At 68.7% G+C, this 26,191-nt stretch carries 26 protein-coding genes; 10 read left to right on the forward strand and 16 right to left on the reverse strand.

Features of this window, described 5'->3' with window-relative positions; all coding sequences use genetic code 11:
• Positions 1 to 133: 133 nt before the first annotated feature.
• From WMF29_RS30815 to WMF29_RS30825, 3 genes are all read left to right on the forward strand, one after another.
• Entirely contained in the window at positions 134 to 3,067 is a 2,934-nt protein-coding gene (locus WMF29_RS30815) for a 2-oxoglutarate dehydrogenase E1 component (RefSeq protein ID WP_437323705.1), read from the forward strand.
• The gene (locus tag WMF29_RS30820; protein WP_437323706.1) at positions 3,064 to 3,534 is read left to right on the forward strand and encodes a PaaI family thioesterase; all 471 of its coding nucleotides are present in this window, start codon (positions 3,064 to 3,066) and stop codon (positions 3,532 to 3,534) included. Before WMF29_RS30815 ends, WMF29_RS30820 begins: the two co-directional genes overlap by 4 nt.
• A 215-nt stretch (positions 3,535 to 3,749) precedes the next feature.
• A complete protein-coding gene (locus WMF29_RS30825) occupies positions 3,750 to 4,472 on the forward strand; it encodes a hypothetical protein (RefSeq protein ID WP_437323707.1) in 723 nt (240 codons plus the stop codon).
• A gap of 21 nt (positions 4,473 to 4,493) precedes the next feature.
• Here WMF29_RS30825 and WMF29_RS30830 read toward each other — a convergent pair whose 3' ends face one another.
• On the reverse strand, positions 4,494 to 4,655 hold the full coding sequence (locus WMF29_RS30830; protein WP_437323708.1) for a hypothetical protein: 162 nt from the start codon (positions 4,653 to 4,655) through the stop codon (positions 4,494 to 4,496).
• A gap of 327 nt (positions 4,656 to 4,982) precedes the next feature.
• On the opposite strand from WMF29_RS30830, the gene WMF29_RS30835 reads away from it, so the two are divergent.
• Positions 4,983 to 5,342: an S-adenosylmethionine decarboxylase family protein gene (locus tag WMF29_RS30835; protein WP_437323709.1), complete on the forward strand. Its 360-nt coding sequence runs from the start codon at positions 4,983 to 4,985 to the stop codon at positions 5,340 to 5,342.
• A gap of 55 nt (positions 5,343 to 5,397) precedes the next feature.
• On the opposite strand, the gene WMF29_RS30840 is transcribed toward WMF29_RS30835, so the two are convergent.
• A complete protein-coding gene (locus WMF29_RS30840; protein ID WP_437323710.1) occupies positions 5,398 to 6,822 on the reverse strand; it encodes a peptide MFS transporter in 1,425 nt (474 codons plus the stop codon).
• Between the two features lie 489 nt (positions 6,823 to 7,311).
• Between WMF29_RS30840 and WMF29_RS30845 the strand changes: the two genes are divergently transcribed.
• From WMF29_RS30845 to WMF29_RS30855, 3 genes are all read left to right on the forward strand, one after another.
• Positions 7,312 to 8,445: a hypothetical protein gene (locus WMF29_RS30845; protein ID WP_437323711.1), complete on the forward strand. Its 1,134-nt coding sequence runs from the start codon at positions 7,312 to 7,314 to the stop codon at positions 8,443 to 8,445.
• 245 nt (positions 8,446 to 8,690) lie between these two features.
• Positions 8,691 to 10,115 carry a proteinase inhibitor gene (locus tag WMF29_RS30850; protein ID WP_437323712.1) on the forward strand — a complete coding sequence of 475 codons (1,425 nt, stop codon included), beginning with the start codon at positions 8,691 to 8,693 and terminating at the stop codon, positions 10,113 to 10,115.
• 103 nt (positions 10,116 to 10,218) lie between these two features.
• The gene (locus tag WMF29_RS30855; RefSeq protein WP_437323713.1) at positions 10,219 to 10,374 is read left to right on the forward strand and encodes a hypothetical protein; all 156 of its coding nucleotides are present in this window, start codon (positions 10,219 to 10,221) and stop codon (positions 10,372 to 10,374) included.
• A gap of 131 nt (positions 10,375 to 10,505) precedes the next feature.
• Here WMF29_RS30855 and WMF29_RS30860 read toward each other — a convergent pair whose 3' ends face one another.
• The 3 genes from WMF29_RS30860 to WMF29_RS30870 form a co-directional block, all read right to left on the reverse strand.
• Entirely contained in the window at positions 10,506 to 12,263 is a 1,758-nt protein-coding gene (locus WMF29_RS30860; protein WP_437323714.1) for a hypothetical protein, read from the reverse strand.
• 349 nt (positions 12,264 to 12,612) lie between these two features.
• The gene (locus WMF29_RS30865; RefSeq protein ID WP_437323715.1) at positions 12,613 to 14,106 is read right to left on the reverse strand and encodes a hypothetical protein; all 1,494 of its coding nucleotides are present in this window, start codon (positions 14,104 to 14,106) and stop codon (positions 12,613 to 12,615) included.
• 8 nt (positions 14,107 to 14,114) lie between these two features.
• Positions 14,115 to 15,194 carry a multiheme c-type cytochrome gene (locus WMF29_RS30870; RefSeq protein ID WP_437323716.1) on the reverse strand — a complete coding sequence of 360 codons (1,080 nt, stop codon included), beginning with the start codon at positions 15,192 to 15,194 and terminating at the stop codon, positions 14,115 to 14,117.
• A gap of 170 nt (positions 15,195 to 15,364) precedes the next feature.
• Here WMF29_RS30870 and WMF29_RS30875 point away from each other — a divergent pair, with 170 nt between their 5' ends.
• Positions 15,365 to 15,868 carry a DUF6368 family protein gene (locus WMF29_RS30875; RefSeq protein WP_437323717.1) on the forward strand — a complete coding sequence of 168 codons (504 nt, stop codon included), beginning with the start codon at positions 15,365 to 15,367 and terminating at the stop codon, positions 15,866 to 15,868.
• A gap of 96 nt (positions 15,869 to 15,964) precedes the next feature.
• On the opposite strand, the gene WMF29_RS30880 is transcribed toward WMF29_RS30875, so the two are convergent.
• The 7 genes from WMF29_RS30880 to WMF29_RS30910 all read right to left on the reverse strand — a co-directional run bounded on the left by WMF29_RS30880 (position 15,965) and on the right by WMF29_RS30910 (position 20,827).
• Positions 15,965 to 16,822 carry a class I SAM-dependent methyltransferase gene (locus WMF29_RS30880; protein ID WP_437323718.1) on the reverse strand — a complete coding sequence of 286 codons (858 nt, stop codon included), beginning with the start codon at positions 16,820 to 16,822 and terminating at the stop codon, positions 15,965 to 15,967.
• Between the two features lie 160 nt (positions 16,823 to 16,982).
• Positions 16,983 to 17,753, reverse strand: coding sequence for a hypothetical protein (locus tag WMF29_RS30885; RefSeq protein WP_437323719.1), 771 nt, complete (start codon positions 17,751 to 17,753; stop codon positions 16,983 to 16,985).
• Positions 17,754 to 17,913: 160 nt separating this feature from the next.
• Positions 17,914 to 18,555, reverse strand: coding sequence for a hypothetical protein (locus WMF29_RS30890; RefSeq protein WP_437323720.1), 642 nt, complete (start codon positions 18,553 to 18,555; stop codon positions 17,914 to 17,916).
• A gap of 95 nt (positions 18,556 to 18,650) precedes the next feature.
• Positions 18,651 to 19,076 carry an alpha-ketoglutarate-dependent dioxygenase AlkB gene (locus WMF29_RS30895; protein ID WP_437323721.1) on the reverse strand — a complete coding sequence of 142 codons (426 nt, stop codon included), beginning with the start codon at positions 19,074 to 19,076 and terminating at the stop codon, positions 18,651 to 18,653.
• Positions 19,077 to 19,280: 204 nt separating this feature from the next.
• On the reverse strand, positions 19,281 to 19,817 hold the full coding sequence (locus tag WMF29_RS30900; RefSeq protein ID WP_437323722.1) for an HNH endonuclease: 537 nt from the start codon (positions 19,815 to 19,817) through the stop codon (positions 19,281 to 19,283).
• Positions 19,804 to 20,274, reverse strand: a complete 471-nt coding sequence (locus WMF29_RS30905) for a hypothetical protein (protein WP_437323723.1) — start codon at positions 20,272 to 20,274, stop codon at positions 19,804 to 19,806. Before WMF29_RS30905 ends, WMF29_RS30900 begins: the two co-directional genes overlap by 14 nt.
• Positions 20,275 to 20,365: 91 nt before the next feature.
• Positions 20,366 to 20,827 (reverse strand): hypothetical protein, encoded by a 462-nt coding sequence (locus WMF29_RS30910; RefSeq protein ID WP_437323724.1) that lies wholly within the window; start codon positions 20,825 to 20,827, stop codon positions 20,366 to 20,368.
• A gap of 441 nt (positions 20,828 to 21,268) precedes the next feature.
• Between WMF29_RS30910 and WMF29_RS30915 the strand changes: the two genes are divergently transcribed.
• Positions 21,269 to 21,709 carry an ArsR/SmtB family transcription factor gene (locus WMF29_RS30915; RefSeq protein WP_437323725.1) on the forward strand — a complete coding sequence of 147 codons (441 nt, stop codon included), beginning with the start codon at positions 21,269 to 21,271 and terminating at the stop codon, positions 21,707 to 21,709.
• Positions 21,706 to 22,479, forward strand: a complete 774-nt coding sequence (locus WMF29_RS30920) for an SRPBCC domain-containing protein (protein ID WP_437323726.1) — start codon at positions 21,706 to 21,708, stop codon at positions 22,477 to 22,479. Before WMF29_RS30915 ends, WMF29_RS30920 begins: the two co-directional genes overlap by 4 nt.
• Positions 22,480 to 22,546: 67 nt before the next feature.
• Here WMF29_RS30920 and WMF29_RS30925 read toward each other — a convergent pair whose 3' ends face one another.
• The 4 genes from WMF29_RS30925 to WMF29_RS30940 form a co-directional block, all read right to left on the reverse strand.
• Positions 22,547 to 23,725, reverse strand: coding sequence for a hypothetical protein (locus tag WMF29_RS30925; protein ID WP_437323727.1), 1,179 nt, complete (start codon positions 23,723 to 23,725; stop codon positions 22,547 to 22,549).
• Between the two features lie 733 nt (positions 23,726 to 24,458).
• Complete coding sequence (locus tag WMF29_RS30930; protein ID WP_437323728.1) at positions 24,459 to 24,809, reverse strand: hypothetical protein; 351 nt, start codon at positions 24,807 to 24,809, stop codon at positions 24,459 to 24,461.
• A 161-nt stretch (positions 24,810 to 24,970) separates the two neighbouring features.
• The gene (locus tag WMF29_RS30935; RefSeq protein WP_437323729.1) at positions 24,971 to 25,330 is read right to left on the reverse strand and encodes an immunity 8 family protein; all 360 of its coding nucleotides are present in this window, start codon (positions 25,328 to 25,330) and stop codon (positions 24,971 to 24,973) included.
• A 234-nt stretch (positions 25,331 to 25,564) separates the two neighbouring features.
• On the reverse strand, positions 25,565 to 26,116 hold the full coding sequence (locus WMF29_RS30940) for a hypothetical protein (protein ID WP_437323730.1): 552 nt from the start codon (positions 26,114 to 26,116) through the stop codon (positions 25,565 to 25,567).
• Positions 26,117 to 26,191 lie beyond the last annotated feature (75 nt).

Raw genomic sequence — 26,191 nt, forward strand, 5'->3', positions numbered from 1 at the left:
TACCGCTTCTCCCTACCGTTTCTCCAGGCGGTCGAACCCCTTGCCCGGACGATGTTCCGGCCCACGAGGCGGAGTCATCGGAAAACGACTCTAGCGTGCCGGCCCGACACGCGTTATTTGCAGCCCGACCACGATGCAGCTTGATTTCGGAATCAATGCAGGGCTCGTCGAGGAGCTCTATGCCCAGTACCTCGAGAACCCGGAGTCGGTAGACCCCGGCTGGCGCTCGTTTTTCGAGGGAAAGAACGGCGGAGCGACGCCGAGCAGGCTGCCCGCTCCGGCGGCGCCGCCGACCATCCAGCATCAGGTGCTGCGGCCCGGGAACGGGAACGGGCACGGGTACGGGAATGGCAAGACCAACGGCGAGGCCGCGAAGACGCTGGAGGCCGCGTTCGCACGGACGCTGAGCGAGCACCCGAGCTCGCCCGAGTCCTCGCGCGATCTCAAGGTGCTCGCGGAGGCCGCGATCAAGGCGCGCGTCTACGCCCTCGTGAACGCCTACCGCGTGCGCGGCCACCTCTTCGCGCACGTCGACCCGCTCGGCCTGCCGCCCGCCACGCCGCCCGAGCTCGACCTCACGAACTTCGGGCTCCGCGTCGAGGACCTCGAGCTGCCCTTCCCGACGACCGACCTCGCCGGTGTCCCGCCCGTCCTCACGCTGCGCGAGATCATCCGCCGGCTCGAGGAGACGTACTGTCGCTCGATCGGCGTCGAGTTCACGTTCATCGAGGAGCCTGAGGCGCGCCAGTGGCTCCAGCAGCAGATGGAGTCGACGCGCAACCGGCTCACGCTCGACCGCCAGAAGCAGCTCCGGATCCTCACGAAGCTCTCCGACGCCGAGATCTTCGAGCAGTTCATCCACAAGTCCTACGAGGCGGGGACGAAGCGCTTCTCGCTCGAGGGCGCCGAGAGCCTCATCCCGCTGCTCGACCTCATCATCGAGCGCGCGGGGGCGCACGAGGTCGACGAGATCGTGGTCGGCATGGCGCACCGCGGCCGGCTGAACGTCCTCGCGAACATCATGGACAAGAGCCTGCGGGAGATCTTCGCGGCCTTCGAGGACAAGAACGCGGAGCGCCACCTCGGCAGCGGCGACGTCAAGTACCACCTCGGCTACTCGACCGATCGCACGCTCGAGAACGGGCGCAACGTCCACCTCACGCTCACGTTCAACCCGAGCCACCTCGAGTTTGTGAACCCCGTCGTGCAGGGGCGCGTCCGCGCGAAGCAGGACCGGCGGCTCGCCGATGGCGCCGCCGACGCGCGCCGCCGCGTGATGCCGCTGCTCATCCACGGCGACGCGGCGTTCATCGGGCAGGGCGTCGTCGCCGAGACGCTCAACATGATGAACCTGCCGGGCTACACGACGAGCGGCACGGTCCACGTCATCGTGAACAACCAGGTCGGGTTCACGACCGATCCGATGGAAGGGCGCTCGACCCGCTATGCGTCCGACATCACGCGGATGCTCAAGGTCCCGGTGTTCCACGTGAACGGCGAGGACCCGGAGGCGGTCGCCCACGTCGCGCAGCTCGCGATCGACTACCGCACGCGCTTCGGCTCCGACGTGATCATCGACATGTACTGCTACCGGCGGTACGGCCACAACGAGGGCGACGAGCCGCGCTACACGCAGCCGCGGATGTACGCCGCGATCGACAAGAAGCCCACCGTTCGGCAGGTGTACGTCCGGCGCCTGATGGAGCTCGGGCAGGTCACCGAGGAGAAGGCCGACGAGATCGTCGTGCGGCGCCGCGAGGCGCTCGCCGCCGCGCTCGACGAGGTGAAGCAGAAGGGCTTCGCGCCGGTGCTCTACTCGATGGGCGGCGTGTGGTCGCACTACCGCGGCGGCGCCGACCAGGCGACGCCGGAGGTGCCGACGAGCGTGCCGGCCGAGAAGCTCATCGCGCTGTCGGAGAGGCTCCTCGAGCTGCCCGAGGGCTTCAAGGCGCACCCGAAGGTGCTGCCGACGCTCCAGCAGCGGCACGACAAGCTCGTCGCCGGCGAGCCGTTCGACTGGGGCACGGGCGAGATGCTCGCCTACGCCTCGCTGCTCGCCGAGAAGACGCCGGTGCGGCTCTCCGGTCAGGACGTGCAGCGCGGCACCTTCAGCCACCGGCACGCGGTGCTGCGCGACGTCGAGACGAGCGCGCGCTTCGCGCCGCTGTCGCGCGTGGCCGAGGGGCCGGCGCGCTTCGAGGCGTACAACAGCCCGCTCAGCGAGGCGGGCGTGCTCGGCTTCGACTTCGGCTATAGCCTCGACTACCCGGACGGGCTCGTCATCTGGGAGGCCCAGTTCGGCGACTTCCTGAACGGCGCGCAGGTCATCGTCGATCAGTTCCTCACGTCGAGCGAGGACAAGTGGCACCGGCTGAGCGGCATCGTGCTCTTCCTGCCGCACGGCTACGAGGGCCAGGGGCCGGAGCACTCGAGCGCGCGCATCGAGCGCTGCCTGCAGAACAGCGCCGAGGACAACATCCAGGTGTGCAACCTCACGACGCCGGCGCAGCTGTTCCACGTGCTGCGGCGGCAGGTGCACAGGCCCTGGCGCAAGCCGCTCATCATCGCGACGCCGAAGAGCCTGCTGCGCGTCCCGGCGACGTCGAAGGGCCCGCACCGGCCCGTGTCGACGATCAAGGATCTCTCCGAGGGCCAGTTCCACCGCGTGCTGCCCGACACGAGCGGGGTCGATCCGGCCGACGTGAAGCGGGTGCTGCTCTGCTCGGGCAAGGTCTACTACGACCTCGCGCTCGCGCGGGAGACGCGCGGGCTCAAGGACGTGGCGATCCTGCGGCTGGAGCAGCTGTTCCCGCTGAACGACGAGATCGTGAACGCGCTCGCGCCCTACAAGGACGGCACGCCGCTCGTGTGGGTGCAGGAGGAGCCGCGTAACTACGGCGCCTGGTACTACATCCTCGCGGTGCTCCGGCAGCGCATCGGCGACCGGCTGCCGCTCTCGTGCGTGAGCCGCGCGCCGAGCGCCAGCCCGGCGACCGGCTCGCGCGCGAGCCACCTCCTCGAGCAGAAGATGCTGATGGATGAGGCGTTCGTCGGGGGCAGCCGGTGAGCGGCGGCGCGGCGAGCCTGCAGGACAGGTACTCGCCGCAAGGCCGCTGCTTCGGCTGCGGGCCGGCGAACGACAAGGGGCTCCGGCTGAAGAGCCGCGTCGAGGGCGACGCGGTGGTCTGCGACTTCACGCCGGAGCCGCACCACGAGGCGTTCCCGGGGATGCTCAACGGCGGCATCATCGGGGCGCTGCTCGACTGCCACTCGAACTGGACCGCGGCCTACCACCTGATGAAGGCGCGGGGGGCCGACGCGCCGCCGTGCACGGTGACGGCGGACTTCCACGTGAAGCTGAAGAAGCCGACGCCGCTCGGCGGCCCGGTGCACCTGCGGGCGCAGGTCGCCGAGGCGGAGGGCGACCGCGTCGTGGTCGAGGCGACCCTGGAGGCGGGCGGGCGGGTCACGGCGACGTGCCGCGGGACGTTCGTGGCGGTGAAGGAAGGGCACCCGGCCTTCCACCGCTGGTAGGCGCGGGCCGACGGCGCGGGCGGCTGCCGCCGCTCGTTGACCCACGCGCACGCCGGCTGACGCGCGGCGCGGGCGGGCCGTCCGCGACCGGGAAGGCGTTGCTCGCCGCCTCCGTGGCACACGCGATGCTCGCGCCCCGGCGCGCGGCGTTCCCGGCGTGGCGCGTGGATCGGATCCGCCGTCCTCGCGGCGCCGCGCAGCGAGGAGGATCCGCAATGAAGGCAAACACCGGGGTCGCGATCGCCGCGGGAGCGGTCACCGTGCTCTGCGGGAGCGTCGCCGCTGCGCAGGACTTCGAGGGCGAGGTCCCGCCGAGCTACCTGCGCTCTCCGCTGGGGGCGCCTGGCAACGCGCTCGAGCTCGGCCTCAACCTCGGGTACGCGCAGGGGTTCGGCGATATCGGGAGCGAGCGGCGCCTGCGCGACGTGGCGGGGCCGGGGGCGGGCGTGGGCGTGAAGCTCGTCTACCGCGCGGTGCCGAAGGTCGGCCTCGGGCTGACGTCGCGCTACGAGCAGTACACGGCGCAGGGCGCGGAGCAGGGCGGGGCCGACGTGCGCGGCGTGACGCTGGGCGCGGAGGCGAGCTTTCACCTGGCGCCGTTCGAGCGCGTCGATCCGGTGATCTCGCTAGGCAGCGGCTACCGGGCGCTGTGGACCGCGGCGCCGCCGGGGGTGAGGGGCGGCACGGTGACCCACGGGATCGAACTCGGGCGACTCCAGGCGGTGATCGACGTCCGCATGTCCGAGAGCGTCGCGCTGGGGCCCACGATCGGCGGCGGGCTCAACCTGTTCCTCTGGGAGAACGCCGAGGGGTCGACCCTTGGCTGGGAGGTCCCCGGCAGGCGCGTGAACAGCTTCGTGTTCGCGGGGCTCGAGGGGCGCTTCGACCTGGGTGGGCATCGCGTGCGGGAGGTCGTCCAGGTCGCGCGGCGGCGGTGAGAGCGGCGCGGAGCGGGGATGTCATCGTGGAGGCCGGACGCCGCGCACCTTCCGGACGACGCGCACCTTCCGGACGACGCGCACCTTCCGGACGACGCGCACCTTCCGGACGACGCAAGCGCCGGCGGGTGGTTCCGCGCGGCGCGGGCGGGCGGGCGCGGCGAGCACCGACCGAGGTGCCATAAGGTCTCAGATGGCTCGAGGTCTCAGGCGCGCCTTATGTGGCGCGCGACGAGACGTCCCAGGTGGCAAGGCCCGAAGGGAGACATGCCGGGCGGTGTTCTCAGCGCAAGCTCCTCGGCCCCCGTCTTGGCGGATGGCCGAGCGCCCGCCCGCCCGCGCCGCGCGGAGCCACCCGCCGGCGCGCTCGGCTCGGGATCACCTCGAACCGCCGCCGCCGCACGAGGACGACGCCGCCCCGGCCCTCCCGTTTCCGGCTCCGCGGCGCCCGGCCTCGGCTACGCTACGCGGCCTGCGCGGCGCGGACCGCCGCGCGCGCCTGCCCGATCGATGCAGCTGTTCATCGCGCTCGCACTCTTCGAGGGCTGCCCCTTCGACTTCCTGAACAGCCCGGCCGCGCTGCGCGGCGCGCTGGAGGCGGCCGTCGCCGCCGGGCCGTTCACGCTGCTCGAGATGGCGGTCGTCCCGTTCTCTCCGCAAGGGATCACCGCGTGCGCCGTCGTCGGCGAGTCGCACGTGGCGCTGCACTCCTGGCCCGAGTCGGGGCGGCTCTTCGTCGACGTCGCCTCGTGCAGCACGCTGGAGAGCGTCCGCCGCGCCGTCGCCGCCATCGGGAGCGCGCTGCCCGAGGGGCGGCTCGCGACCCTCGACGAGCGGGTCGTCGACCCCGCCGGCGCGCGGGCTCCCTGACGCGGCGCCGCGCCCTCTCGGAGAGGGCGCGCGGCCGCGCCGGGCGCGGTGTGGGTCAGTGGTGGCCGAGCACGCGGCGGAGCGGCTTGTTGAACGCGAACATCGCGGCGCCCGCGCCCACGCCGAGCACGGTGAGCATCAGGAAGAACATGTCCTTCGACCAGCGCGTGTAGAAGATGCCGATGTAGCCGCTCAGCGTGTTGCCGAGGAAGCTCGAGACGAACCACATGCCCATCATCATCGACACGATCCGCACCGGCGAGACCTTGGTCACGAGCGACAGGCCGATGGGCGACAGGTAGAGCTCGCCGATCGTGAGCAGCAGCGTGCAGAAGACCGGCCAGAACAGGCTGCCCTTGCCGTCGCCGACGGCCTGCGCGCCGAGGATCATCACGATGAACGACAGCCCGAGGATGGTGCAGCCGATCGCCATCTTCGAGACGCTCGTCGGCTCGGAGCCCCGCTTCGCCTGCCAGCGCCAGAAGACGTCGAGGAGCGGGGCGAACAGGATGATGCAGAGCGGGTTCACCGACTGGAACCACGTCGACGGGATCTGGAAGCCGAGGACGCTCGGCCACACCGTCTTCTCGTCGGCCCAGGTCTGCATCGTGTTGCCCTGCTGCTCGTAGACCGCCCAGAAGACGATGTTGAGGGCGCAGAGCGCCACGAGCGCGCCGACGCGCTTCCACTCGTCGCTGGAGAGCGGCTGCTTCTGCTCGCCGGCGCCCTCCGCCGTCTTCATCAGGTTGTCCTTGGCGAGGTACTTCTGCCCCGCCAGGTAGACGACGAGCCCAAGGCACATCCCGACGCCCGCGGCGGCGAAGCCGTAGTGCCACCCGTAGACGGCGGCCAGGGTGCCGCACACGAAGTTGCAGATGAAGGCGCCGAGGTTGATGCCCATGTAGAAGATGGTGAAGGCGCCGTCGCGGCGCGGATCACCCGCCGGGTACAGGCTTCCGACCTGGGTCGAGATGTTGGGCTTGAACGCGCCGTTGCCGAGGATGAGCAGTAGCAGCGCGATGAAGAACGAGTTCTCGAGCGCCATCACGAAGTGCCCGGCGGCCATCAAGACGCCGCCGATCACCACCGTCTTGCGCTGCCCCCACACCTTGTCGGCGAGGATGCCCCCGAAGAACGGCGTGAGGTACACGAGGCCCGTGTACAGCCCGTAGAGCATGGACGCCTGCTCGTTGGGCGCGCTCGGGAGGAGGCCCTTGATGAACTGCCAGGCAAACACCGTCGTCGGATCGCCAGCGACGAGATCGCATGGCTGCGCGTGCTGCCGGCACCCCTGATAGGCCTCTCGCGCGGTGACGAACAGGTAGTTCGCCATATACAGCTTGAGGAGGCCGCGCATGCCGTAATAGGAAAAGCGCTCCCACATCTCCGCGAAGAAGAGGATCACGAGCCCCGGCGGGTGCTTGAAGCGCCTCTCGAAAGCGGTGACGGGCAGGGCCGGCTCGATTGCTTGCACGCTCAATGCTGTCTCTCCACGAGCTGGGACCACGCTGCGTGGTGGTCGGGCGATGCGGGGGATCGTGGGGCGCGCTGCCCCTCGGCACGCGGATCCTAGACGATCCGCGGCGCCCACGTCACGCGCTTGTTGCGCACAGCGTCGAGCCGGGTGAACAGGGTGTCCACGTGGGCGGCCCTTCTACCCCCGCCGGCGGACAGGTGTGCGGGACGCTCCGGTCGGCTCTGCGCTGGACGAAGCGGCCGTGGGCCGACGAGCGGCCGCTGCTGCTGGCGGAGCGAGCGCTGCTGCTGGCGCACCAGCCGCCGCGCGGGCGCTGCCCGGCAACGACCGCCGCCGCGGATGGACCGCGTCAGCCCACGCCATCCTCGGTTGTGCCGGGAGCGTCCCCTTCGCCGCGGGCTCCGCCCTGGCCGCGCGAGGGCCCCTCCCTCCGCAGGGGAGATCCACAGTCGAGGCTTCCGGTGAGAAGCAGTCGGCCGCAGATGCTTTGTGATGCAACATCCCAAAACTCGCTATGTCCCGAGGGACAGAGCATGGTCGACGGGTCTCCTTTGGATTCTTCTTCTCCCTGCCTGCACGGGCGTCGAGCCGTCGCCGCCGGAGGCGTGCTCTCCTGGCGAGGAGCGCTTTCGCGGGCGGTGCGTCCAGCCCGCCGCCCGCTACGAGCCTGAGGAGCGCATCGACCGGGACAACGTCGTCGCCTTCGGCGCCGAGCTCACCCGGCTCGCGCTGCCGGAGCCGCCGCGCAGCGGCTTCAGGATCATCGCGCCGCCTCGGCTCATGGCGCCCGGCGAGGAGGTGACCTTCTGCGTGTCATGGCCTTTCCCGGCGATCGAGAACACGACCGTCCACGCGGCGCGCGTCTACGCGACGAGCGGACTGCATCACAGCAACGTGATCGCCAAGCCGGTCAATCCATCGTTCGGGCCGAACCCTTACCCGGGCTGCCATCCTGGCGCCGACGATCCCTTCGGGACGCTGCCGGCGGCCATCCCGGACGTCCTCTTCGCGAGCTCCACGCAGGTCGTCGGCGAGGAGACGCTCGTGTTCCCGGAGGGGATGGGCTTCACCCTCGATACGTCCCGCGAGATCGCCGCGAACGTCCACCTGCTCAACACGTCGCCCGAGCCCGCGGTCGTCGAGCTCGCCTACGACTTCTTCACCATGCCTCTCTCGGAGCGCAAGGAAGAGCTCGCGCCGCTCGTCTTGAGCGTCAACGACTTCCTCGTCCCTCCGCGCGCCACCCGGACCGTCGGCACGACGTGCTCGACGTTCGGCGGGAACATCGTGTCTCTGATGCCGCACACGCACCGGTACGCCGATGCCTTCGACGTCGACGTCGTCCGCGCGGACGGCGGCGAGGCGCGCGTCTACGAGGGAGGGGCGTTCGATCTGGAGAGCGACATCGAGGTCTACCGTCCGGCGCTCGCGCTCGGCGAAGGCGACTCCCTCCGGTACGCGTGCAGGTTCCGGAACACGTCGGACCACGATCTCACGTTCGGCTACGGGGACAACGAGATGTGCATGCTGTTCGGGTACATGTACCCGCCGGAGAAGCAGGTGGCGGGGATCTCTCTGCATGACGGGGAGCCCTGCATCTCGCTCGGCCTCGGCGCGCTCCGGTGAGGAGCGCCGTCGCCGCCTGATCCTCACGCAGGGCGCGGGCCAACGCCGCTGGACACGCCTCCACCTTCTCCAGGCGAATGGAGTCAGGAGTAAAAGGTATTCTTGCATACATAATTCTAGAAAAAAGCTTGGACGACAATTGAACAACCATGAACAAACGCTATAGATCCGAGCGCTCACAGGGAACATATGTGAGATAAATCACAAACAACTTCGTCCGAAGACGACGTTCAGGAGATTCGACCGTGAAGCAAGAGCTCCTCCGTTCACCGCACGTGATGCTGGGCGCAGCGCTCCTCGTCTCGGCCCTGGGAGGGATTGGCGCCTGTCGAGGGACCGCGGAAGACGCCGCATCGGGGGCTCCGGAGGCCTCCGGGTCGCCCGGTCGGTGCGTCTACACGAGCACCTTCAGCCAGGCCGAGGAGTGCCGCGAGTACACAGGCGCAGGCTGGACCGCAGAGGCCGCGGAGGCCGACTGCAAGGCGCTCCAGGGCTCCACGTTCACCAGGGGCGAGCGCTGCGCCTATCCAGAGACGCTCGGCCGATGCGTGCTCGGCGGCGGGACCGACGACGCTTACACCCTCATCTTCCCCGGCGGCGACACGAGCCAGTGCGCCTCGACCCAGCGCGGCTGCGAGATGTTCGGCGGCGGCCGGTTCGAGCCCGACGCCTGCGAGGGCGCGGCCGAGGAGCCGGGCGGCGGCGTCGGCACGGGCGGCGCCGTCTTCCAGTGGCCCGCGCAGGTCTGCGTCGACCCGCAGGCCGGCGAGCCGGCAGGGCAGAGCGACGGGAAGGTCTGCACGTTCGGCGCGATCTCCGGCTGCACCGAGCCCGGCCGCCTGTTCACCGACTATGCGTCGTGCGAGCCGGTCTTCACGCAGCGCCCGTACTGGCCGGCGCCCCCCTCGGATTACAAGACTCCGAGCGACGATCCACGCCTCTCGGATCCGCAATGGCTCGGCGAGCTCGCCTGGGTCACGGAGCAGACCGAGGCGTGCGGGTGCGTGTGCTGTCACTCGGAGAAGGCCGCGCCGGCCACCGGGCCGTCGAACTGGTACATCGAGGCCGGACCGGTCTGGACCGACAGCTTCTATCCGACGGGCCTCGCGCTGGCCGCCGGCTGGGTCTCCTCGGCGGCGCTCGGCGCGTATCCGCCGGACCAGAACAACGGATTCTCCCGTGACGTCAGCGGCCTGCCCTCCACGGACCCGGCGCGCATGGTCGCGTTCTTCGAGGGCGAGCTCCTGCGCCGCGGATTCACGAAGGAGGATTTCGCGGACGAGACCCCGTTCGGCGGGCCGCTCCATGAACAGAGCCTCTACGTGCCCGGCGACTGCGCGGCGGGGGAAGGCGTGGACGCCGCAGGCAAGATCACCTGGACCGGCGGCGACGCCCGCTACGTTTACGTCCTGTCGGCGGACGCCGAGAACCCGGGCGCTCCGCCGAACCTCGATCTGCCCGAGGGGACGATCTGGCGGCTCGACGTGCCCTCGAGCGCCGAGCCTGTCAAGAGCGGTATCATCTACGGCGAGGTCCCGCCGAACACGAAGCAGGGCTATCCCGCCGAGGGGAGCCCCGAGGAGCTCGTTCCGGGCACGAAATACTACCTGTATGTCTGGGAAGACGTCGCCATCCCGATCACGCGGTGCCTGTTCGAGGTTTCGCCCTGAGAGGGAGCTCCCCGGCGGAGCCCCCTCCATCCCACCATCGTTCACCAACGCGAACGCGAACGCGAACGCGAACGTTTACGTTTACGTTTACGTTTACGTTTACGTGAACGTTTACGTTTACGTTTACGTGAACGTTTACGTGAACGTTTACGTGAACGTTTACGTGGTCGTGGCCGTGGCCGTTCACGGCCTACCGTTGACGACCACGACCACGACCACGACCACGACCACGACCACGACCACGACCACGACCACGTAAACGATTACGTAGTCGTGGTCGTTCACCGCCTACCGTTGACGACCACGACCACGTAAACGTTCGGATGTAGGAGAATGCGGCGCGAAGCCTAATTAACGCTTATGGGCCCCTCCCTCGGGGTTTAACCGGCGTCACTCCGCTGCTTTACCGCCAGCACCCCCGTCGCCGCCGCCCGCTCCGACGGGCGCTTCGCCGCCGCCCGCTCCGACGCCCGCGTCTCCGCCGCCCGCTCCGACGGGCGTTTCGCCGCCGCCCGCTCCGACGCCCGCACCTACGCCGCCGCCGCACTCCTTGGGATAGGCGCAGTAGCCGCCGCAATCGACCAGGGGAGGAACGCAGATGCCGCAGTCCTGGGGAAAGCCGCAGTAGCCGCCGCAATCGATCTGGGGAGGCATGCAGAGCTGCGGCTGCTCGCGGTTCCTCTCCAGCTCCACCGGCAGGACCTCGAGCTGCTGGGTGAGCCAGGCGTCCAGCTCCTTGTACCGCTGCTCGTCGCCCGGCCGGAGCATGCCCTCGTCCGACAGCTGCTCGTAGAGACCCTTCAGCACCGCGTTCGGGTCCAGCGCGGTGAACTCCTCGATCACCTGCTCGCACGCCGCGATCGTGTCGGCCCAGCAGGCCGGCTCGCTCTGGCACCCGCGCGCCAGCGTGTTCGTGCCGGCCAGGGGGACCACCGGATACCAGCTCTGCCCCAGGCTGATGTCGACCGAGTAGGGCAGGTACTGGAACAGACCATCGGCCCGCTCGACCAGCACGACGTTGTTGCTGTTGTGGAGCGCGTCGTCGCCGGTGGCGAGCACCCACGACAGGCACTGGAACCGATGGAACGCCGGCCAGTCGATCCAGCCCGCGAGCGCGGCCTTGAAGCCCTCGCCAGGCGGAGTCTCGGCGATCGCCTCTTCGAGCTCCCTCGCGCGGGTGCTGTCACACTCCTTGAGCTGACAGTTCTCTGGATCGTCGAAGGCGCTCCCGCCGAACGGCACCATGTCGACCGGGAGCGGGATCCCGCCGCCTCCCGGATTGTTGCCGGCGAAGTCTCCGGCGAACTCCCACATGTTGACGCAGCCGCCGCCGAACTTGCCCTCGAGGCGGGTGCAGAACGACTTCTTGTAGCGCTCGACCACGATGTAGGGGATGGCCACCTCCGCGCCCCAGACGTTGCTCGACAGCCAGGCGTAGTTGGTCAGGGGGGCCGGATAATCGAGGCGAGCATACAGATCGAGCGTGAGGCGCTCGCGGAAGATGCTGCCGACCTGGCCGTTGTTGAAGCGCACGTGCTCGAAGCCGCCGAGCCGTTGCTCCTCGACGAACTCGTCGGCGTCGACGTTGAGGTTGGGGATGGTTCGCTTCGTCCAGGGCCGCTGCGTCGACTGGCCGGCGATCCCCACCTGGACCTTGCCGTAGTCGGCCGTCTTGCCCTTGGCGCCGGCCGTCGTCACCCACAGGTGATCCACGAAGGTCGCGTCCTCCCCTGTCGGTGAGTAGATATCTCCGAACATATCCCTCTTGATGGGGCCCCCGATGCCGCCGAGCCCTTCGTTCATGAGCTCGAGCTGCTCTTCCGAGACGGCGAACCAGTAGCGGTTGCCGATGGTGCCGAAGAGGTCGAGCTCATGCTCGGCCACCTCGGTGTCCGCGACAGGCGCTCCCGGGTACTCCTGGGGTGCGCCGCCGGCGCCGCCGGCGCCGCTGGTGCTCCCGGCACCTCCGGCGCCCCCGGCGCCGCCCTCCCCGTTCGTGTAGTAGTAGTTGTAGATGTTGTCCGGCTTGTCAGCGCATCCCGCCGAGAAGGCGGCAGACGGGAGGGCAAGCAGGGCGAGCAGCGAGATGGCTCGCGTGCGAGACGACCATGATCGAGCAGAGGAAGACGACGGCAGCTGATTGGACATGAAGCGCAACCTTTCCGCTCCGCGCTACTGCAAATAACGTACCGTTCGTGGCGAAATTGTAGCGCGTCGGTGTCGGTGCCCTGGAGACAGGTCGAGCCAGCGGATCCGGCAAGTTTGTCGAGGATCTCGAGCCGTCCATCCCGCGGGGCGTGGGTGCGCCGCCGGAGCCCCCTCATGACACGAGGGTCAGAGGCTGGCACACTGCCCGGGAGTTTCGTCCTTGTGTGCCAACGCCGCGACGCGGCGTAGATCCATCGGGCAGCGGATCGCTCCGGCTCCCGGCGTGCGCCGTCGATCGCTCAGGGTACCCTGCTCCAGCCGGTCGAGCGCACGTCGCGCGCTCTCCGCCTCACCGCGCCTTCTTCGCCTTCGTCGCGCGCAGCGCGCGCGAGCTCGGCCGATACATCCCCGTCGTCGCGTCGTAGCGCCACGTGATCTCCACGGCGCGCGGCGCTTCGCCCTCGGCGTCCTGGCGCCACAGCGTACCGCGGATCCCGAAGCGGTCGAAGCGCGTCGAATGGAACTCCTCGACGTCCTTGGCCCAGGGACCGTTCTCCACGGACCCTTCCAGGAGCTCGGTGTACTCGCCGCTCGGCTTGACGCTGATGACCCGCCAGTCCGCGCTCTCGGCCCAGATGTCCGTCGACGTGTATTGATCGTAGAAGAACATGTGAAGCTCCTTGTTGCGCCTCACGATGCCCGTCGGCGCGCCGTAGGTCTGGAGGGTGTCGACGATCTCGCCTTTGCGCAGGATGGCGAGAGCAGGCCGCCGCAGGAAGAGCTCGCCGATCTCGACGTCCCCTATCGCGGATATCGGGCTGTAAAGGCCCTGGCGCGTGGGCTCCAGGGCGGTACCGTCCGAGCCCCGCGCATAGCCGATGACCTCGAGCTCGAGCGGATCTCCAGGCTGGTACGACATGGGGACAGGGCCGATCGGCTCCGGCGCCTGGAACGCCAGGGCGCGGAGGTTTGCGAAGGGCTCGTAGCTCACCGGCTCCGGGATCTCCCGCCAGACCCACTCCTCGTCCGCCGGCGCCGGCGGGCGCGGCGCGTCCGCCGCCCGCGCGAAGAGCCGGATGCTGTCGATGGGCGCCGACGAGGCGCGGGGCAGCGCCGAGGTCGGCAGCGTGGCCTCGATGGTGAGCCTCCCCTCGCCGCCCTTCACCGCCGCCTTCGCGCCTTCGACCAGGCGTCCCTTCCCGTCCTCGCCGATCACCGAGAGGCCGCCGCGATCCAGCCGGAAGAACCGCGCGAAGCGCGCCTCGTAGCCGGCGGTGAACGCGTCATGCCGGGCCAGCGTTTCATGGCAGGCCTTCTGCACGTCGGCCGGGAGCGGCTCGCCGCCCATGTCGGTGTCGCAGTTGAGCGGCATCACCCCGCCCCCGCGCTGGAAATAGCCGATGGGCGGCAGCTCCGGCGCGGCGAAGCCGAGCCCCAGCCAGATCGCGTCCTTTGATCCCTCTTCGAGCTCGGCCGCGAGGGTGACGCCCGCGCTGGAGAGCACCAAGGCGACGTGCGAAGGCGCATCCATCACGCTGGTGGAGGGAGGTGGCGTGCTCTCCCCTCGCGCGGGCCCCGAAGGACGCGGCGGCGGCGGCGGGACCAGCGAGCCCCACTCCGCGACGTCGCCATCGAGCACGAACCCTTCAGGCACGCGGGCCTGGGTCTTCACGCTGACGAGCGGCGAAGGCATGGGCGCGGCCGCCGGGGGCACGGCCACCACGGGGGGCTTCGGCAGCGTGGCGATCTCGGCGCGTGGCGTGGCGGGAGACGGCGTGGGCCGGCAAGCAGCAGCGAAGAAAGGCGCAAGCAGCAGGAGGGCGGGAAGGCGACGGGTTCGCATGGCGGCGCTCATGGTACCCGAGTGGGCGCTGGTCGGCCGATGACGACCGGGCGCGCGTCCAGCGTACCCGCGGCGAGGACCACCTCGTCCGCGGCCGGATCGACGCCGAAGGCCGCGCCCATCGCGGCGCCCATGCGCTGATAGACCACCTCCCAGCGCACCGCGAGCCCGTCGATGGCGGCCGGGAACACGAGCCGCATGACGCGCGACGCCCCCGAGGCGGGGAGGCGCGTATCGCCGGCCGGGACGCGCTCGATGCCTCCGTCGATCGGGCGCACAGAGAACCTTCGCTCGAGGATCACGGGTGCAGCGGTGGCCACGGTCGTTCCCTTCGCATCCACGGCCGAGGCGCGGACCTCGAGCCGGCGGAACATGTCGCCCGTGGGGACGGCGTGCCCCGCCGCGGTCACGCGCGCGCTCACCTCGATGGCGTTCGCGCCGCTCCGCGACGCCCTGGCGTCGATCGCCGAGCGCAGCACGGCGGGATCCCCGAGCACCGAGAAGCGATGATCGCGGTGCGTTCTCCCCGCAATGTCCTGAACCAGTGGCATGTGGCAATCGCCGCAGGGTCGCTCCGCGAGGCGCCCGGAGCGGTGCTCGGCCACGGTGTCCTGCATGGCGACGCCGGGCGCTCGCGGAAAATCGAACTGATGGCAGCGGGCGCAGCCCTCATCGGTCGAGAGCCGCACGTCGCCGCGGACCGCGTGCGCGCCGCTGCGCGCTTCCCGGCCACGCGCGGAGACGACCTCGCCGGCCACGAGGTGGCAGGTGACGCACCCCACGCCCACCGCTTGCGCGTCCGCGCCGGGGTGGTGGGCCGGATCGGCCTCGGGCGCATGGCAGCCACGACAGAAGGGCAGCGGCTCGATCGCGTAGGATCTCTGGAAGACGCGATCCATGAACGCCTGCCGGTGCAGCGAGGCGCGCCATTCGGCCGCGATGTCCTCGTGGCACCCCTCGCAACGCTGGTTCTCGATGCGCGCGGAGAAGCCCTGCGGCCTCACCTGCGGCGCGGGTCCCGGCAGCGGCGGCAGCGGATCGCCGCGCACCCCGGCCGTGGGCGCGAACAGCAGCGCAGCAAGCGCCACGACGGCGGCACCCGCGATACGAGGTGTCCTCCGTTCAGCGGAGGGCGTCCGATGCCACCTGCCCATGTTCGCTCAGGATAGCACTCCTCAGGACGACGGACGGAGCGTCGAAGCTCGGCGGCTGCGACGCCTCGATGGACCGCGATGGCTCGAGAGCGTACGCTCCCGGAATGGCCGGTCCAGTGGCGTCCGTTTTGCTGCCGTCAAAAATGAGCGTGGAGCGAGTCGCCGCGCTTCGAAGTGGCATCTCCCGCATTGCCGACGACGTCCGTGGGGATCACTTCTGGCTCGACCAGCGCCCGTTCATTCTGACCGTTGGGCCCGAATACCCTGAGGCGATATCCGAGATCGTCGAGGCGGGCCTCCCGGAGGTGCTCGGATGGTCGCCAGAAGACGTCGTTTCATTCGCTGCGATGAGCAACGGCGACGAAGATCATCGGTTGCTCGCCAGGTTGTGCATCGACCTGGCCGAGGCGGAAGGTGGCGTCATCGACTTCGGCGGGCGCCTGGCGATCGGTCCACGGCTGGACGGCCTTCAAGACGACAAGCCCGTCAGGGTCGAGAATCCAGGCGGGGTCACGGGTGTGCTGTTCGCGACGGCGCGCTCCCACTACGGAGACGCGGCGCTCGCGCGCTCCTGGCTACGGCACGCGAGCTTCCGCATGGTGAAGTAGGTGCACCTCGGCTCGGTCCAACGACCGGCGTCAAGCCGCGTGACCCAGGCGCAGCGAGGGCCACGTCAGCTCACGGGTCGAGCTGGATCCCTTGGTTCAGGTCGTCGCCACAAGCAGCTCCTCTGAATTGTTTGGCGGACGAAGGCCATCCGTCCTGCCCGCGAAGTAGCGCTCGGCGAGCGCGGCGGCCGAGACATGCTGGACCTCCCTGAAGCCGGCATCTCGGGCCAGCGTCAGCATCTCCGCCGGCGTGAAGAAGCTGATGAAGGGCGTGCCGTTGGCCCTGGCCCCCGCTGCCGCTCGCTCGATCCCGGGACGCACCTCCGGGTCCGCCAGCTCGATCGGAAGCATGAACGACATGGCGAGCGTGGAGCCCGGAGCGAGCGCCGCGACCTGGCGCAGCGTCGCCGCGATCGCGTCCCTGGTCAGGTACATGCTGACACCGGTGGACGCCACCACAGCAGGCCGCCCCGAGTCGAAGCCCGACGCCGCCAGCCGCTCCCACCACGCATCGCCCGCCTCGAAGTCGACCGGCACGAGCCGCAGGAACGATGGGACGCCGAGGCCGAGATCGATGAGGCGCTGGCGCTTCCATGCCTGGGGGCTGGGCCGATCGATCTCGAACACGAGCAGGCGGGAGGCCAGCTCCGGCCGACGCTGGGCGAAGGTGTCCAGGCCCGCGCCGAGGATGACGTACTGCCCGACGCCACGGGCAGCCTGTTCCGCGACGAGATCCTCGACGAAGCGGGCGCGGGCCAGGATGGAGGCGCGGAAGGGCCGAGTGAACGGGCTCATGTCCGGACGGCTGCGCCAGCCGTCGTCGGGAGCCGCCAGCTTCAAGCCGACGTCGTCTTCGAACACGTGCGGCGGCGCATCGGCCTCCACGTGCAGCGCACGCCACAAGGCGACCCGAACCGCCGTGTCGTCCGCCGCGGCAACTTGTCTATCTTGCATGACGTACTCTCTTACGCTCCTGCTTCACCTACGCTCCTGCTTCACCCAATGGTACGCAGATCCTTTCCGTCGCGCAACGCCCCTTGGCCCGCCCAGCGTGAAGGCCTGACACGGACGGGCGGAGCTCGACCATCAGCAGCAGCCGTGAGTCAGGCTCAGCCTATTCCCTCCCGAGCAGCAGATCGATGACCCAGCAGCCGCGGACGTGCGGCCCGTGGCCGCGGCAGTGGCCGAGCACGTCAGCGTCGTCGCACCCGGCGTCCAGCAGGGCGTTCGCGAGGATCGGCATCGGCCCGAACACGCGGCTTTCGTACATCTGCCGGGCCAGCCCGACGGCCGTCGAGGTCCGCCAATCCGGGTCGAATGCCACCGCGCGGAACGGGTTGCCAAAGATGTCGCGGAGCAGGTCGGCCTGCGCGTGCTCTTCAGCGGCGCTGCTGGCGAGGAATGAAGCATCCCCAGGCGCGGCGCCTGGATTGGCCATGGCAGCAGCTGCCAGATGAGCGTTGGACGAGGCGTAATACGCGCCCATCGGAGCCTGTGGCTGAACCACCTGGAAGCTCAGGGCCAGCGCGTCGTGCGTCGGCTGGAGCGAGATACGCTCGGCCCCACCGGACGCCCGCCACCTACCCTCCAGGGAGTCGAGCGCCTGCCGGACCAGCGCCTCGGCCGCCTGAAGTTCTTCCAGCGTGGCCGGGCCATCGGCGTGACGGCTCGCTGTTTCCACTGCCGCCTCTGCGAGCTCATCGGGGAGCAGGGCGCGCACGCGGTGATAGCATTCACAGGCGAACAGCCGCAGCTTGCGGTCAGTCCCCCTGCACGCCGGAAACGTCTTGATGTCCGCAACCCGCACCTCTTCCGGCCCGAGTCCGAGCAGGAAGCGGAGCATGGGTTTGGTCCGATCACACACCAGCCATTCCGTCTCGTTCATCTGGCGACCTCCGGCCGGCATCTTTTCCGATGCGACGACGGGTATTTCTCGCGCTCCGCGGACCTGACGGTTCGGCGTTCACCGGCGTCGGGCCGCAGTTCAGCAGCGGATCAACAAGGTATCGTGTGAATACCGTATCACCGCCCGCTGCAACTGCATGTCATCCGGTGGTCGACCGCGGCGCTGGATGCCCTGTGGCCGCGAGCGCCGCAGCTGCCGCGAGCTTGTGGATGGCCTGCCAGGGTGGCCCGATCGATCGGCCCATCGCGTGCAGAAGATCGTTCACGTCGTCGCGGCCGAGCGCCGTTGCGGCGTCGCGAAACACGCGCTCGCGGTCGTACCAGCGCACGGACCAGCCGCGCGCCTCGGCCGCGGCTGCGAGGGCCTCGCGGTACATTACGGAGTCGGCGACGGTCTGCGCGCGATTGTCGGCGATGCGCTCCTCGGTCGTCGGCGGGAGCTCCGGGCACACGCGGATCGCGATGCTCGCGATCGGCACGGGCACCGCCGCGGCCAGCGCGTCGAGGCCCTCGCGCGCGCCACGCGCGGCGGACGCTCGCACGCGCTCGACGAGCGCCACGGCGTCGGCGAGCGAGAGCGCTCGCGCTCCCGGGGTGTTGAGGTAGCGCCCCACCGCCCACGACCCTTCGTGGTGATGCGGGTGCGTCGGCAAGCCGTCGGTGAGGTCGATGCGCCGGCGATCGAGGAGCTCGCCGCCGGGCGCGACGGTGACGAGCACCGCCGAGTTGCCGTGCTCGGCGACGCCGACGGTCGCGGTTCGCTGCGTTCGTCCTCTCGCCACGTCTTCCTCCTCCGGTGGCGCGCCCCCGCGGCTGACGCCGTCGATCCCTCTCGTCCGGATAACGGCCGGGAGCTTACCAGCGAAGCCCGCCACGTTCACCGAGATAGGGATCGGAATGTGAGGCTGATCCGCGGGCCCGCGGCTTCGACGGCGAGGACCGCATGCTGCCACCCCTCCTGAACGCTGGCGCGCATGATCAGGAGCGAGCCGGGCGCCAGGGCCATGTCGTGCCTCTCGTCCCGGCGAAGGTTCCGGCGGAAGGTGAGGACGCGAGGCGCGCCCAGCGACAGGATCGAGGTCGTCGTTCCAGCGACGACACCGGCGCTGGAATCCGAGTGAAAGCCCATCTTCGCCGTCCCGTCGGCATAGAAGTTGGCGAGGCAGTTGTTGATCGGATGCCCCACCACGCCGGCGAGGCGGGCCGCGAGGTCCTGCACGAAGGAAGGCATCTCGCAGTCCGGGTAAGAGATGCCTGAGTAGTTGTACGCCACCCCGCACGAGGCGGTTCGACGTGAATGCATCCGGTCATCCCACGATAGACTTCGCTCCGCCATGTCGAACATGGCCGCTGGATCCGCGACGAATCCCTCCAGGTGCTGAATGTCCAGGTCTTCCGGCATGAGTCGCTGCGATCGCTAGAGTACAGGAGTGGTTCCCGCCCGTCCAACGGCCGGCGGCATTGGCCTGTTAAGCGCCTCTCGTTGCCGCGGCGTCAAGCTGTCCTGCTACTTTGCCCACTTGTTCCAAAGCCACTCGAGTGCATCCTTATGCGGGATTCGAGCGAGATCAGCAAGCGACGTTGTTTTTACGGAAAGTGTTCGCAGGTCCCATCCCGGCTTGGCATGAACCGTCATGTCTTCGGGTGAAATTCGGATGATCCCGCGGTCCAGCGCCCGGTGGTGGTTCAGACAAAGAACGATCCCATTCCGCGGGTCGTCGCTCCCTTCGTCGGCCACGGGGCAAAGATGGGCCGCTTCAAGCAGGTCGTTCACGGCGACTGCACAAAGGGCACATTTCGGCCCGTATCGCTTCATAACCTCGAAGCGAAAGCGCACCTGGCGCGGTCGATGCGTCGCTGTGGAGGTCGAGCGCGCACGCTTCTGCTGCAACAGAAAGGGCGCGTCGTCGAGTTGTTCGTCGGCTTCCGGGTGCGCGATGCTTTCTGCAATGCTGTCTGGATTCTGGCCGAACTCGATGAGCACATGCCGGGATTTGTCGTCATGGTCTACTACCCATCCGAGTTCGACGTCACGCAAGGACATCGAACTCGAACCATCCGTGATTCAAGGACTCACGGAAAGATGGAATGGATAACCAGAAGCGCTCTGGACCGAACTCGCACGGTAACGCTCGAAGTCGGTCGGCAAGCCAGGCGCGCTTCGGGTTCGGGTTCGGCTGGCGCGGCGGCCCAGCCGTCACGAGGTAGAGCAGGAACTCGATGGTGCGGCCCTCATGGTGGACTTTTTTTATGCGCAAGCGCACGAGCTCAGGCGAGAAACCATGCTCGTGCCCCCAGAAGCAGTCGTCGAGCGACAAGGCCGAGCCCATGACGCTGAGACGACCGTCGGCCTTGTCCACGATCACCCCACAAGAACCGACATGCCCGACCCGAAAAAACCAATACCCGCCACGATCGATGACCGTGCGATCAAACCAAGCTGCCTCTCGCTGCTCCGCATAGACCTGGACGGCTCGGTGGGCTTGTTCCAGTGTTATCATGGGCCTCTACTCGAACGGTGCCGCGGTCATCCGAGCGGCGTCGATGCGGAAGTACAAGGTCGCTGCGGTGGGTGGCGCGCCTGGTGACCCCTCATGGCGCCGCGTCCGGTCGGCCGTAGTCGAGCTGCCGATCCGTGTAGCGATTCGCCTGAATCAACCGCACGTATTCCGTGGGGAAGAGTCCTACGATCTGCCCACGCACATCGGCAGGATAGCCGTACACGACGAACATGTCACCATCATGGATCTGCTCGGAGACGGACTCGAACGCTTCAAGGGGCATGGACCATGCTGCCCTGATGGCCCCCTCCCCTCTTGGAGAGAGGAAGTAGCGAGCCCGCTGAAGGCCAGAGTCTTCGATCCAGTCAAAGTACCGATGCTCGATGTCGAACCGCAGCACCGTGGCGTCGTTCTCCTTCGACACCTTGAACGATCGCAAGACGCCCGCCCAGGCAACCAGTGTCTTGTCGTATCGGCCAGGATTGCCGCGGACGTCGTCCGGATGAATATCCCGCGTCGCCCGGCCGAAGACCGCGGCCTCTTGCTCCGACACCGGGTGGTACGTGCGCGAGCCAGGCGCGAGTGAGGGCAGGCGGCCCGAAAGGGCCAGGAAGGCCAGTCCGGCAAAGCAGACGCCTCCAACCGCGAGGGATACCGCGAGTACTCGTCGGCCAGTCAAATGTCTTTCACCTCCGCAGAGCGATTCCGGTTCAAGGGGGCACGCGTGGCCATGCGATCCGCTGCTCCTGGTCGTCGCGCCTCTGTCCGACGAACTGTCAGTCGATTGGTCAACCAGATCCGCCGGACCAGGTCTGTCGCGATCGTCGCCTTCTGTGCCCTCCCCCACAAAAGTCTCGCAGATCGGCTCTGCGCTGCAAGGCCCAATTGCTGTCCAGCGCTACGGGGTGGGGTAGCTTCGGCTCTGAGGGGATATGCAAGATCCGTCGAACGACGGCGCCAGCCGCGGCCATTTCTGGAAGCCCCAGGCGAACGGGTGCTGAAGCAGGGTCAGCTCTGCCGACGTTGCGCAGCGCACGACCGGCGTGCGCGCACCGCTTCGACGCGCTTGACAAGCTCAGGCCACCGCTATACTGGCAACCCACCGGTTACCGATATGTCACCCGCGAAAGCCGACATCGATGTGTTTTTTGTCATCGCCGATCCGACCCGTCGGGCGATCCTCGACCGTTTGCGCGCGGGTCCTGCCCCTGTGAACGAGATCGCGGCCGACTTCTCTCAGAGCCGCCCCGCGATCTCGAAGCACCTCCGCGTGCTCAAGGCGTCGCGGCTGGTAACCGAGGAGAAGGTCGGGCGCGAGCGGCTGTACACGCTGCGACCCGCGCCGCTGCAGAAGGCGATGGCATGGCTCGAGGGCTACCGCGCGTTCTGGGGTCGCAATCTCGAGTCGCTGAAGCGTTACCTGGAGGATACATGACAGCCAAGAGCATCCACGCCCGTTCGATCGCCGACGTCGCGCAAGGGACGATCCTCGCCCGCATCGAGATCGCCGCGCCACCAGAGCGCGTCTTCCGCGCGCTGACGACCGACGAGCTGACGAAGTGGTGGGGTTCTGCGGAGATGTATCGCACGACCGCCTTCACGATCGACCTTCGCGCCGGAGGCGCCTGGCGGACCGAGGGCGTGGGCGCAGACGGCAAGCCATTCCATGTCGGCGGCAAAGTTCTCGAGCTCGATCCGCCTCGACGGCTCGTCCAGACGTGGGAACCGTCATGGGATGCGGACGCGCCCCCGACGACGGTCTCCTATCTCCTCGACGCGATCGGGACGGGCACGCGCCTCACGGTCCGACACACTGGATTTGGCACGCGTGCAGCATCGTGCGAGAGCCATGCGACAGGCTGGGAGCGTGTCCTGGGTTGGCTCACGAACCACATCGCGCCGCAGCCGGAGCGGAGCTTCTTTCTCTGTCGGCTGTTGCCGTCGCGCGCGACCTTCATGCAGGACATGACGGCTGATGAGCTCGCGGTCATGCAGGCGCACGGCAAATACTGGCGCGGCAAGCTCGCCGAGGGCCACGTGATCGCCTTCGGACCCGTCGCCGACCCGGCGGGCGGATGGGGCGTCGGCATCGTTGCTGTCCGCGACGAAGCCGAGCTCCGTACATTCCAGAGCGAGGATCCTGCGATCAAGTCAAACATCGGGCTGCGGTACGAGGCGCTGCCCATGCTCACGGCCGTGTACTGACGGCTCACGCGATGGCGGGCTCCGGCCGCGCGCTTCGGGGCGCTGCCGGTCCGTCGTGAGGTCCTGCTCAGACCGCTCCGGGGCGCCCCGCTGCGAGCGAGCGCACCTCCTCCGCGTGGATGGGCACATAGACAGGCTCGCCCGACTCGGCGAACACGCAGATGGCCACGGCCCAGCCCTGGCCCGCTCCCCACGAGAACAGGGCCGCGGGCTCCATCCCGGCGATCGCGAAGGAGCCCATCGGCAGCCCGAGATCGCGCGCGCTCGTGAGGAGCGAAGCGTTGTCGGCGTAGACCGCCAGCGCCTCGAAGCCGCCCGGCCAGGCGCGCAGGTGGATCCCGCGGGTCCTCGGGTCGATCATGAAGAGCAGGGGGATCTCGCGGCCGAGCAGCTCGTCATAGAGCGCCGTCTTGGCCGCGGCGCCGCCCTCACCCCCCACCGCGAGGAGCAGCCGACGGAGCCGCGGCGCCCGATCGACAGCCGCGACCCGCCTTGCAGCGCCGACCGGCGCGAGGCGCTCCTCCAGCACGCGACGCTCCTCCTCCTCCAATCGCGCGCGCCGCTCGCGATCGCCCGCGGCGAGATCCTTCTCCGCGTTGACCTCGCGCGCCCAGGCGCCCGCGGCGTGCGCCTCCTCGTACGGCGTGCCGGGGAGCGCGGAGAGGATGACGCCCTCCGGCCGGTGCACCTCGACGAGGACGGCCTGCTTCTTCGGCTCAGGCGCGCGCACCCCGATACCGAGCTCGCGGATCAGCGTCACGACCGCGCGCGCCGGCGCCGCATCGTTGCTCAGCGCGAACACGCTCTGCGTGATCGCGGCGCGCGAGGTGACGTGCATGCGCCGGAGCAGGCGTTGCACGAGCGCGGACGCGCGCGGCGCTCCCGCGAGGGCAGCAGCGTCGAGGGTCCACACGAGGTGACCGGAGATCGGGGTGAGCGCTGGGTCCGCGGGCGCCATGAGGGAAGAAAGAAGCCCGTGGTCCGCGGCGAGGAAGATCTGCGGCCGAGGGCCGCTGAGCAGCATCTCGACCTCGCCGAGGACGCGATCGAGATCCTCCTCCAGCTCGTCGCTGCTGCCGCCCACGTGTGCGAGCCACACGCCCGCAGCGGAGCGAGCGAAGCCCGGCAACGGGCTCACGCGGTGGATGTCGACCCGATGCCCCTTGGGCACGACGACTTGCTCATCGTCCGCCGGCGAAGCCACGGGAGCGTCGGCGCGCTTTCGCCAGCGATCGAAGAGCCCCACGGCGGGACACCTCATCACTCCCCCCGCAGGCTTCCCAGCCTCTCCGGTGAGGCGGAATGCTCACCCACGGTGCGGCTCCGCTCAGGCGGCCCAGGGTCCCCCGCCCGGCCAACACTTCGTCTGCCTGACGCTCGGCTTCAGCGGCGGCGCAAAGCGATGTACGCCGCAAGCCGAGCGTCAGGCGCTCCACCCGTCATGTCTGTGGCTTTCGGCATCGCGGATCCCATCTTCGATCCTCTCTCCCGTCTAGGTCGGTCCTGACCTCCCCGGACTCGTCGAATTGCCAGGCAGAATAGCCGTAGAAGAACCACTTCTTGATCGGGATCGCTCGCATCCCGTGGAGCTCGTCCGGCGTGTGATGCCAGTGAGGTGGAATCACCGAAAAGAAGAGATCGTTCGCGACTCGCCTCGCTCGAAGGGACATCGACGAGAAACAGTGCCTCAAGGTCCCTCGCGCTGCGACCTCATCACAGTCCGGATGGGAATAGAAGTATCGGACGCCTTGCATCACTTGGCCCAAGTTGAGCGCCGTGTGCTTCGCGTACTCCTCCAGAAAGATCGTCCATTTCATTTCTCTGTCCTCGAACGAGCCGGCGCAAAGGTCAGCGGATCTGCGTTGAAATGTGCGGACATCAGAACCCGTACGGGCTTCGCGATGCGCATCAAGACACTCCCTTCACGGCCACCGGTACGCCTATGTGACGCCCGGGGTCGTCGTTCCAGTGAAGGCATCTCAGGCCCGAATGTACGCTCGCGCATCGGCGCCCAGACGAGAGACGACGCGCGCAACGGCGGCAGGGGCATGAACACTCTGGGCGCAGATTGCCTCCAGGAGGCCCGTGGCCACCGCATCGGCCTCCGGGCCGCTCCCTGACAGCGAATGCTCCACGAGCCGCGAGACCTCATCCAGCGTGGCGTCATCGAGGTCGGATTCAAGCTGCACGAGAGCACGACCGATGCTGCCGAAGCCGACCGTGATAGGGACCTCATCGGGCTCCCAGTAGGCGACGACCTCCGACACCGCTTCCCGCAGCTTCGGGTGGCAAGCGGCAAAATCCTGGAACGGGTAGAGCGAGTCTGCCATCGACGTTCTCCTACTTGGCGAGGGCTCCCCTCGACGTTCGGGCGGTCCCCCCCCGGGGCGGCCGCGGGTGCCGACGGGGCGGCAGGCTGGAGGAGCCGCCGCACGCGCCGAACGCCAGCGCCGCGACGAGGAGCGGGGCGAACAGGAGAGCACGCGCCATGTCACGGTTCCCGGTAGCTCTCGTATTCCCAGGCGAAGTAACGCCGGAGGTTCTCGACGCAGGCGGGCCAGGTCTCGGCCTCGCACGACGCGACGGTCCGCTCGAGCCAGCGCCAGAGATCGTCGAAGTCGTACCGGCGCATCACGAGCAGCGGGCGGATGGCCAGGATGCCATCGCGTGCCTCCAGCCGGTCCAGCCCCGCGGGCGTGGCCACCCTGAGGGTGAAGGAATCCGCGCCCGCGCCCTTTCTGGGCCCGATGTCCAGCATCACGAGCTCGGCGAACGCGTCGGGCTCGTCGGGCGCCCACGTCCGGAGATTGGCATGCCCCCAGACGCCGGCGGAGCGGATGACGAGCTTCATGGCCGAGGAAAGCGAAGAGCAAACCGACCCGCACGTCAAGGGCATCACGCGTGTTTCGCCGGTGAGGCGCTCGACGCGACCTGCGCGCGATGCCTGGTGCGCGGAGCCATGAGCACCGAGGCGACCCCACCAGCGCGCTCCGCCGGATCGGCGAGCGCGGGCTCGCAAGATTCCGTCGTCGCATCGCGGATCATCGGGTCACGCGCCGGCTCGCTGTGTTCGCCTTGCGAGCAATCAGCCGCGACCTTGGACATGGTAGCTTCGCACGGTGACAGTCCTGTCTGGTGGGCCCAAGTCGGGCCTCTTCTGGTTGTGGGAGTCGGACCAGCACAGGGGTTCTCCAGTGTCCGACAACACATACCTCTGGTGACAAAAGTCCTCTCGCACCCATTCGTGACGCTCGATGGGCCGCAGGATTTCGCGTTCCATCCAGTCGGCGGCCGCAGTCGCGAGAGCCAAGGGCGACCCGTCTTTGACCACGAGCACGCGTGGATTCTCCTCGTCCAGGTCTGTGGCGGCCTGCATCGTCTCATCCTCTCCAACCACAACGCGTGATTCGTGAAAATCGACCCGGAGCGTTCGGAGGACCTTTCCGTCCGCGGGGACGTCGAGTAGCAGCATGACGAACGGCTCAACCGTGCCGAGGAGATGGTCGCTGGGAACGCCCAAGCTGCGCCACGCCAAGGCTCGACGCGACATCTCCGTGATGAAGGCGCGCTCCGCATCGGTGCGACCCTCGTCCAAAGCGAGCCAAAGATCTTCTTCGCGGAGTTCCGTCTGATTCATCTGCCGGGTGCCTCGCAGCGGCTGCCAAACAACTCAGCGGCCCGTTGGGCGGGAGCCATCCAAGCTCGGATACGA

The organism is Sorangium sp. So ce381, assembly GCF_051473845.1.
In the GTDB taxonomy this organism is placed as follows: domain Bacteria; phylum Myxococcota_A; class Polyangia; order Polyangiales; family Polyangiaceae; genus Sorangium; species Sorangium atrum.